The following is an 8887-nucleotide window of genomic DNA, read 5'->3' on the forward strand; positions in this document are numbered from 1 at the left end:
AAGCCTAGGCCCGGCAGGGGGCGCCCGGCCCGGGCCCGCCCCGCCCGCCCCGCCCGGCTCGCCGGCGGCCTGCTCCTCGCGGCGGCGCTGTCCGCCCTGGCCCTCACCCAGTTCCTCCCGAAGGGCGACGGCGGCACCGGCGACGGCGGGCGGACCGGCGCCGGCTCCACCGCCACCCCCGGCGGCGCCCCGGCCACGGCCCCGGCGACCACGGCCCCGTCGGCCCCCGCCGCGTCCTCCCACCTCACCCCCGCCGGCGTCCGCACCGCCGTCGCCGCCTTCCGGGACGCCACCGGTGTGTCCACCGTCAAGCAGCTGGTCGTCTACGAGGAGTACGCCGTCGCGGAGATCCCCACGAAGCCCGGCGCCAGGACCTACGACCGGTACATCTACCGGGACGGCGAGGTCAGCCGGCAGGGAGTGGGCGGCACCATCAGCTCCTCCGACCCCGACGAGCAGCCGTTCGACCCCGCCCGCATGCCCTGGGACGACCTCCCGGAGCTGGCGAAGCGCGCCGACCGCGAGCTCCGGGTCGAGTCGCCCACCTCGCGGTACCTGATCGCCGAACGCTGGACCTTCAACAAGGACCGCCCCACCCTCCTCGTCTACCGCACCGACGACTACTCCGCGACGGGCTACCTCGCCGTCGACGCCGACGGGACCGTGGTGCACAAGGAGACCGCCGACTGACCGACCGGCCGCCCCCGCCGGCCGCCGGGGGACAATGGCACGCGTGAACCATGACGACCCGTACCTGTGGCTGGAAGACGTCGACGGCGAGGAGGCCCTCGCCTGGGTGGCCGAGCGGAACGCGGAGACGGAGGCCGAGCTCGCCGCCGGCCCCGGCTTCGACGCCTTCGCCGAACGGCTGCGCGAGGTGCTCGACGCCGTCGACCGCATCCCGTACACCACCCGCCGAGGCCCCTGGCTCTACAACTTCTGGCAGGACGCCGAGCACGTACGGGGCCTGTGGCGGCGCACCACCCTGGAGCAGTACCGCAAGGACGCCCCGGAGTGGGAGACGCTGCTCGACGTGGACGCGCTCGCCGAGGCCGAGGGCGAGAAGTGGGTGTGGGCCGGCGCCCGGGTCCGGCGGCCCGCCCACGACCGGGCCCTCGTCTCCCTCTCCCGGGACGGCGGCGACGCCGTCGTGGTCCGCGAGTTCGACCTCGCCGACCGCGCCTTCGTCCCGGACGGCTTCACCGTGCCCGAGGCCAAGACCAGCATCGGCTGGATCGACGCCGACACCGTCTTCGTCGGCACCGACCACGGCCCCGGCTCCCTCACCGACGCCGGCTACCCCCGCACGGTCCGCCGCTGGCGGCGCGGCACCCCGCTCGCCGAGGCCGTCACCGTCTTCGAGGGCGAGCCCTCCGACGTCTCCGCCTGGGCCTGGCACGACGCCACCCCCGGCTTCGAACGCGACTTCGTCGGCCGCTCCCTCGACTTCTTCCGCAGCGAGACCCACCTCCTCACCCCCGACGGCACCCTCGTCCGCGTCGAGGTCCCCGAGGACGCCGAGGTCTACGCCCACCGCCGGCACCTGATCGTCACCCTGAAGTCGCCCTGGCTCGGCCACCCCGCCGGCGCCCTCCTCGCCTTCGACTTCGACGCCTTCCTCGCCGGCGACCGCACCGCGGAGGCGCTCTTCACCCCCGACGAGCGGACCGCGCTCGCCGGCCACTCCTGGACCCGGCACCACCTGATCCTGGAGACCATGCGGGACGTCAGCACCCGCATCGAGGTGCTCACCCCGCGCGCGGAGGGCGGCTGGTCGCGCGCCCCGCTCGCCGACGTGCCGCCGCTGTCGGCGGTCGCCGTCACCGACACCGACCCGGACGTCTCCGACGAGTACTTCCTCGACGTCTCCGGCTTCCTCCAGCCGTCCACCCTCACCCGCGGCACCGTCGGCGGCGACACCGAGATCCTGCGCCAGGCACCGGCCCGCTTCGACACCACCGGACTCGCCGTCGAGCAGGCCTTCGCCACCTCCGACGACGGCACCCGCGTCCCGTACTTCGTCATCGGCCCCGACCGCTCCGGCGGCGCGGCCCCCGGCCCCACCCTGCTCTACGGCTACGGCGGCTTCGAGGTCTCCCTCACCCCCTCCTACGCGGCGCTCACCGGCCGCGGCTGGCTGGAGACCGGCGGCACGTACGTCATCGCCAACATCCGCGGCGGCGGCGAGTACGGCCCCGGCTGGCACCAGGCCGCGCTCGGCGCCCACCGCCACCGGGCCTTCGAGGACTTCGCGGCCGTCGCCCGGGACCTCGTCGCCCGCGGCATCACCACCCCGGCGACGCTCGGCGCCGCCGGCGGCAGCAACGGCGGCCTCCTCATGGGCGCCATGCTCACCCGCTACCCGGAGCTGTTCGGCGCGATCGTCTGCCAGGTGCCGCTGCTCGACATGGTCCGCTTCCACAAGCTGCTGGCCGGCGCCTCCTGGATCGCCGAGTACGGCGACCCCGAGGACGAGGCCGACCTGCCGCACCTGCTCGACCTCTCCCCGTACCACCGGCTCGACCCCGACGCCGCCTACCCGCCGGTGCTGCTCACCACCTCCACCCGCGACGACCGGGTGCACCCCGGGCACGCCCGCAAGGCGGCGGCGCGGCTGCGCGAGCTCGGCCACCCGGTGCTCTTCCACGAGAACACCGGCGGCGGCCACGCGGGCGCCACCGACAACGCGCAGGCCGCCCGGAACAAGGCCCTGATGTACACCTTCCTGCGCAAGCACCTGACCGAAGGGTGACGGACGGGCTCACAGCCAGCCGTGCCGCTGGGCCTGGAGCGCCAGCTGGAAACGGTTGGCCGCCCCCAGCCGGGCCATCAGGACCTGGATCCGGCGGAAGAGGGTGCGGCGGCTGACGCCGATCTCCCGGGCGATCACCTCGTCCGCCGCGCCCCCGGCCAGCAGCCACAGCAGCCGCCGGTCGGCCGGCGCGAGCCCGCCCGGGAGCGCGGTGCGGCCGTGGAAGGGCAGCGCGTCCCGCCAGGACTGCTCGAAGAGCGCCACCAGCGCCGAGAGCAGTCCGCACGGCTGCACCACCAGCATCGTGTGGTGCACGTCGGCCTCCCGGATCGACAGCGACACCAGCGCGTACGCGTCGTCGATGACCACCAGCTTGACCGGCACGGCCGGCAGCACCCGGGCCTGCTCGCCCGCCGCGATCACCGGCTCGATCGCCTCCTCCAGGTGCCCCGGCCACTCCAGCGAGGCCCGCGAGTAGATCACCCGCTGGGTGACGCCCCGGGCGAGGGTGGCGAGCGCGTCCCCGGTCGCGCCGGGGATCGGGAAGTACGGCGGCGAGTCCAGCTGCCGGATCTGCTGCCGGGCGCTCGCCCACGCCTGCCGCATCCGGGGCCCGATCGCCTCCCCGGTCACCACCTCCACCAGGTCGCCGTCGGACGCGGCGAGGCGGCGGCGCCGGAACGCCTCGAAGGCGGCGCCCACCGCGATCCGCGACTCGTCCAGCTCGGCCGCCCGGTGCCGGCCCAGGACCTCCAGGCCCGCCGCCGGCGGCACCGGCACCGCCGCGCCGCCCCCGTCCGCCACCGGGCTCGCCAGGCCCGCGCCGACCAGCTCCCCGTACGCCTCCGCCAGCGCGGGACCGTCGAGCCCGGCCGCCGCGCCGACCGCCTCCAGCGGCGCCGGAGCCCGCTCCAGGAGCACGCGGTAGAGCCGCGCCGCCGTCTCGCCGAGGCCGAGCAGCCGCAGCGCCCCGCCCAGTCTCTCGTTCGCCATGGCCCCATTCTCGGCACCTCCCGGCCGCCCCGGTGTCCGATCCGTGCCACTGGCACTCCCGCGCACCGCCGCCCCCCGCGCCGCGCTACGGTCCGTGAGCCGCCGACGACCGGCGGTTCCCGCAGCAACCCCGACGAAGGAGCACGCCGTGGCGAAGGGTCGCAAGAACGGCCTGTACGACAACATCTCCGAGGAACTCTCCGCGCTGATGCGGACCGGCTGGGCCGACACCGAGCGGCACGACCTGGAGCCCTCCGAGCAGGCGCCGTACGCCGCCGCCCGCCGGGCCGCGCTCTCCGCGCGGTTCCCCGGCGAGCGCCTGGTGATCCCCTCCGGCAACCTCAAGGTCCGCTCGAACGACGACACCTACCCCTTCCGCCCGCACTCCGCCTACGTCCACATGACCGGCGACCGGTCCCGCGACTGCGCCCTCGTCCTGGAGCCGCGCGCGGACGGCGGCCACGACGCGCACTGCTACCAGCTGCCCCGCGACAGCCGCGACGACGACACCTTCTGGATCGGGTACACGGCCGAGCTGTGGATGGGCCGCCGGCTCTCCCTCGCCGAGGCCGAGCGGGTCCTCGGACTGCCCTGCCGGGACGTCCGGAAGGCCCCGGAGGAGCTGGCCGCCGGCGCCGGCGTGCCCACCCGGATCGTCCGCGGCGTCGACCCCGCCCTGGAGGCGGCCGTCACCACCGACGAGGAGCGGGACACCGAACTGGCGGACGTCCTCAGCGAGTTGCGCCTGATCAAGGACGCGTGGGAGATCGGCGAGCTGCGCAAGGCCGTCGACTCCACCGTCCGCGGCTTCACCGACGCCATCGGCGACCTGTCGACCGCCGTCGCCACCTCCGAGCGGTGGATCGAGGGCACCTTCTTCCGCCGCGCCCGCCTGGAGGGCAACTCCGTCGGCTACGGCACCATCTGCGCGGCCGGCGAGCACGCCACGATCATGCACTGGACCTCCAACGACGGCCCGGTCCGCCCCGGCGAGCTGCTGCTCCTCGACGCCGGCGTGGAGTCCCGCACCCTCTACACCGCCGACGTCACCCGCACCCTCCCCGTCAGCGGCACCTTCACCCCCGTCCAGCGGCGGGTGTACGACGCCGTGTACGAGGCCCAGCAGGCCGGCTTCGACGCGGTGAAGCCCGGCGCCCCCTACCGCGCCTTCCACGAGGCCGCCCAGCGCTCCCTGGCGGCCCGGCTGGTGGAGTGGGGCTTCATCGAGGGCCCGGTGGACCGCGCGTACGCGCTCGGCCTCCAGCGGCGCTTCACCATGGCGGGCACCGGCCACATGCTCGGGCTCGACGTGCACGACTGCGCCACCGCGCGCACCGAGGAGTACGTCGACGGCGTCCTGGCGCCGGGCATGGTCCTCACCGTCGAGCCGGGCCTCTACTTCCAGCCCGACGACCTCACCGTCCCCGCCGAGTGGCGCGGCATCGGCGTCCGCATCGAGGACGACCTGCTGGTCACCGAGGACGGCCACGAGAACCTCTCCGCCGCCCTGCCGCGCACCTCCGCCGAGGTGGAGGAGTGGATGGCCCGCGTCGCGGGCTGACGGGGCCGGCCGGCGGACCCCCGCTGACGGACCGGGCCGTCCGGTCGCATCATGTGATCATGATGCAGTCCTTCCTGCCCGTGCTCGAACGCGTCGCCGAGGAGATCGGGACCCTCGTCGGCCGCGGCCGCCCCGCCGACTACATCCCGGCGCTCGCCGCCGGAGACCCGAACCGCTTCGGGATGGCCGTGGCCGAACTGGACGGCAGTGTGTACGGGGTGGGGGAGTGGCAGCAGCCCTTCTCCACCCAGTCCGTCACCAAGGTCTTCACCCTGGCGCTCGCCCTCGCCGAGGAGGGCGAGGAACTGTGGGAGCACGTGGGCCGCGAACCCTCCGGCAACCCCTTCAACTCGCTGGTCCAGCTGGAGTACGAGCAGGGCATCCCCCGCAACCCGTTCATCAACGCGGGCGCCCTCGTCGTCACCGACCGGCTCCACCGGCTCACCGGCGACGCCTCCGGCGGCCTGCGGGACTTCCTGCGCGCCGAGAGCGGCAACGACGACCTCGACTTCGACCGGGACGTGGCCGCCTCCGAGACCGAGCACGGCGACCGCAACGCGGCCCTCGCCCACTTCATGGCCTCGTACGGCAACATCACCACCCCCGTCCCCACCCTGCTGCGCGAGTACTTCCGCCAGTGCTCGATCGAGGCGTCCTGCGCCGACCTCGCCGTCGCCACCGGCTTCCTCGCCCGGCACGGCATCCGCGCCGACGGCAGCCGGCTCCTCACCCGCAGCCAGGCCAAACAGGTCAACGCCGTCATGCTCACCTGCGGCACCTACGACGCCGCCGGGGACTTCGCCTACCGGGTGGGGCTCCCCGGCAAGAGCGGCGTCGGCGGCGCGATCATCGCCGTCGTCCCCGGCCGCTGCACCCTGTGCGTGTGGAGCCCGGGCCTCGACGAACGGGGCAACTCGGTCGCCGGGGTCGCCGCCCTCGACCGCTTCACCACCATCACCGGCCTCTCCGTCTTCTGATCCCGCCCGGACGCGGGGCCGGCTGGCGGGGTTGTCCCGGACGGGGTACAGATCCGGTGGGGGCGCCGTGGGCGCCCGCAGCGAAGGAGGTCGCCGTGGACAACCGCACCACCGGATTCGTGCAGTCCTTCAACCGCCGCTCCGGCTACGGCTTCGTGCTGCCCGTCGGGTCCGAGGAACCCGTCTTCTTCCGGGCGGAGGACGTCGAGGACGGCGTCCGCTCCCTCTCCGAGGGCCAGCAGCTCACCTTCGTCCTCGTCCTCGGCGAGGGCCGCTTCGAGGCGAAGGAGCTCCGCACCTGACGCGGCCCGCCCCCGCCGCGGCCTCCCCCGTACGGAGCAGCGTCCGCCGTGGCAGGGTGGGGGAATGACCGTCGAAGTGCGTCCGGCCTCCGTCTACGAGGACGTCCGCGCGGTGATCGGCCCCAGGTCGCCCACCGCCAACGTGTGTTTCTGCCTGAGCTACCGGATCCCGTCCAAGCTCAACAACGAGCTGCGCGGACCGGCCAGGGGCGAGTACGTCGCCGCGCTGTGCGCCGGTGACCCACCGCCGGGCGTCCTCGCCTACGACGACGGCGAGCCGGCCGGCTGGGCCGCCGTGGCGCCCCGCTCCGAGACGGCCTTCGCCCGCAACCGGAAGATCCCGCACGTCGACGACCTGCCGGTCTGGTCGCTCTGGTGCGTCCGGGTCCGCCCCGGCCACCGCAAGCGGGGCATCAGCCACGCCCTGATCGCGGGCGCCGTGGACTTCGCCCGCGCGCACGGGGCGCCGGCGGTGGAGGCGTACCCGCTGGACAACGGCGACGCCCGCGTGGACCTCACGATGGCCTACCCCGGGCTGCGGAAGAACTTCGAACGGGCGGGCTTCGTGAAGGCCGCGGACACCACCTCGGTGCTCGCCGGCCACCCCCGGATCCTCATGCGGCTCGACCTGCGCTGACCCGCGCCCCCGGGGACCGCCGGAAACGACGAGGGCGGGGAACCACCGGTTCCTCGCCCTCTTCAACGTATAGCGCACGGGGGGCCTTGCGGCAAGGCCCCGGGGAGGGCGGAGAATCGGCGGCCGTACAGCACGACCGATGGGGGAACACTCATGTTCGATGCCGATGTCCTCGTGATCGGCGGCGGCCCGACCGGCCTGATGCTCGCCTCCGAACTGCGCCTGCGGGGCGTGCGGCCGCTCGTCCTGGAGAAGGCGACCGCGCCGAGCGGGCACAGCCGCGCGCTCGGACTGCACGTCCGCAGCATCGAGGTGATGGACCAGCGCGGCCTCCTCGACCGCTTCCTCGCCCGGGGGCAGCGGTACCGGGTCGGCGGCTTCTTCGCCGGGCTCGGCACCACCTGGCCCGAGGACCTGGACACCGCCCACTCCTACGTCCTCGGCATCCCGCAGAACATCACCGAGGAACTGCTCGACGAGCACGCCCGCGAGCTGGGCGTGGAGCTCCGGCGCGGCCGGGAGCTCGTCGGACTCGTCCAGGACGCGGAGGGCGTGACGGCGGAGCTCGCCGACGGCTCCCGGCCGCGCGCCCGCTGGCTGGTCGGCTGCGACGGCGGCCGCAGCACCGTGCGCGCCCTCGCCGGGATCGGTTTCCCCGGGCTGCCCGCCCGGCACGAGACGCTGATCGCCGAGGTGCGGATCGGGGTGCCGTGGGAGGAGGTGCTCCCCGTGGTGGCCGAGGTCCGCAGGACGCAGCTGCGGTTCGGCGTGCTGCCGCTCGGCGACGGCCTCTTCCGGGTGGTCGTGCCCGCCGCCGGGCTGTCCGAGGACCGGTCCGCCCCGACCCTCGGCGAACTGAGGGAGCGTCTGACGGCGGTGGCCGGAACCGACTTCGGGGTGCGCGAGCCCCGGTGGCTGTCCCGCTTCGGCGACGGCACCCGGCAGGCCGAGCGGTACCGCGACGGCCGGGTGCTGCTCGCCGGCGACGCCGCGCACATCCACCCGCCGACCGGCGGCCAGGGCCTCAACCTCGGGGTGCAGGACGCCTTCAACCTCGGCTGGAAGCTCGCCGCCGAGGTGCGGGGGTGGGCGCCGGACGGGCTGCTCGACACGTACCACTCCGAGCGCCACCCGGCCGCCGCCGCCGTCCTCGACAACACCCGCGCGCAGATGGAGCTGATGTCCGAGGAGCCGGGGGCCCGGGCCGTGCGCCGCCTGCTCGGCGAGCTGATGGAGCTCGACGGGGTCAACCGGCACCTGATCGAGAAGATCACCGCGATCGACCTCCGCTACGACTGCGCGGGGGAGGACGAACACCCCCTGGTCGGCCGGCGGCTGAGGGACGTGCCGCTGAAGGAGGGCCGCCTGTACGAGACGGCGCGCTCCGGGCGCGGCATCCTGCTCGACCGCACCGGGACGCTCTCGGCGGAGGGCTGGGAGGACCGGGTGGAGCGCGTCGCCGGCGCCGGCGAACCGGACGTGCCGGCGGCGCTGCTGCGGCCGGACGGGCACGTCGTCTGGGTCGGCGACGACCCGGCGGGGCTGCGGGAGCGCCTGGAGCGGTGGTTCGGGGCGCCGTCGGCGGCCTGATCCGCGCGGCCGTGGGGGCCCCCCCCGGGCGGCCGCCCCGCCCCGGCCCCCCCCGCGCCCGGCCCGCCCAACCCC

7 protein-coding genes and 1 pseudogene are annotated in these 8887 nt (G+C 75.1%); 7 read left to right on the forward strand and 1 reads right to left on the reverse strand.

Features of this window, described 5'->3' with window-relative positions; genetic code table 11:
- A pseudogene (locus AB0E83_RS29165) lies at positions 1-690 on the forward strand (serine/threonine protein kinase); the annotation flags it as partial.
- A gap of 43 nt (positions 691-733) precedes the next feature.
- Positions 734-2752 (forward strand): prolyl oligopeptidase family serine peptidase, encoded by a 2019-nt coding sequence (locus AB0E83_RS29170; RefSeq protein ID WP_362118262.1) that lies wholly within the window; start codon positions 734-736, stop codon positions 2750-2752.
- A gap of 9 nt (positions 2753-2761) precedes the next feature.
- Here the strand turns inward: AB0E83_RS29170 and AB0E83_RS29175 are convergent, their stop codons facing one another.
- On the reverse strand, positions 2762-3745 hold the full coding sequence (locus AB0E83_RS29175; RefSeq protein WP_362118265.1) for a LuxR family transcriptional regulator: 984 nt from the start codon (positions 3743-3745) through the stop codon (positions 2762-2764).
- Positions 3746-3893: 148 nt separating this feature from the next.
- Here AB0E83_RS29175 and AB0E83_RS29180 point away from each other — a divergent pair, with 148 nt between their 5' ends.
- The 5 genes from AB0E83_RS29180 (at position 3894) to rox (ending at position 8812) form a co-directional block, all read left to right on the forward strand.
- The gene (locus AB0E83_RS29180) at positions 3894-5306 is read left to right on the forward strand and encodes an aminopeptidase P family protein (RefSeq protein ID WP_362118268.1); all 1413 of its coding nucleotides are present in this window, start codon (positions 3894-3896) and stop codon (positions 5304-5306) included.
- A 59-nt stretch (positions 5307-5365) separates the two neighbouring features.
- Positions 5366-6283 (forward strand): glutaminase, encoded by a 918-nt coding sequence (locus AB0E83_RS29185; protein WP_362118271.1) that lies wholly within the window; start codon positions 5366-5368, stop codon positions 6281-6283.
- Between the two features lie 95 nt (positions 6284-6378).
- Positions 6379-6585: a cold shock domain-containing protein gene (locus AB0E83_RS29190; protein WP_362118274.1), complete on the forward strand. Its 207-nt coding sequence runs from the start codon at positions 6379-6381 to the stop codon at positions 6583-6585.
- Positions 6586-6649: 64 nt separating this feature from the next.
- Entirely contained in the window at positions 6650-7222 is a 573-nt protein-coding gene (locus AB0E83_RS29195) for a GNAT family N-acetyltransferase (protein ID WP_362118277.1), read from the forward strand.
- Between the two features lie 153 nt (positions 7223-7375).
- Positions 7376-8812 carry a rifampin monooxygenase gene (rox, locus tag AB0E83_RS29200; RefSeq protein ID WP_362118280.1) on the forward strand — a complete coding sequence of 479 codons (1437 nt, stop codon included), beginning with the start codon at positions 7376-7378 and terminating at the stop codon, positions 8810-8812.
- Positions 8813-8887 lie beyond the last annotated feature (75 nt).

It is taken from the genome of Streptomyces sp. NPDC035033 (assembly GCF_040636735.1).
Lineage (GTDB): Bacteria > Actinomycetota > Actinomycetes > Streptomycetales > Streptomycetaceae > Streptomyces.

What these genes read in the sequence shown, in the direction of transcription:
- AB0E83_RS29175 (WP_362118265.1), bottom strand. Translation starts at nt 3,745, where the DNA reads ATGGCGAACGAGAGACTGGGCGGGGCGCTGCGGCTGCTCGGCCTCGGC.
- AB0E83_RS29185 (WP_362118271.1), top strand. Translation starts at nt 5,366, where the DNA reads ATGATGCAGTCCTTCCTGCCCGTGCTCGAACGCGTCGCCGAGGAGATC.
- AB0E83_RS29195 (WP_362118277.1), top strand. Translation starts at nt 6,650, where the DNA reads ATGACCGTCGAAGTGCGTCCGGCCTCCGTCTACGAGGACGTCCGCGCG.
- rox (WP_362118280.1), top strand. Translation starts at nt 7,376, where the DNA reads ATGTTCGATGCCGATGTCCTCGTGATCGGCGGCGGCCCGACCGGCCTG.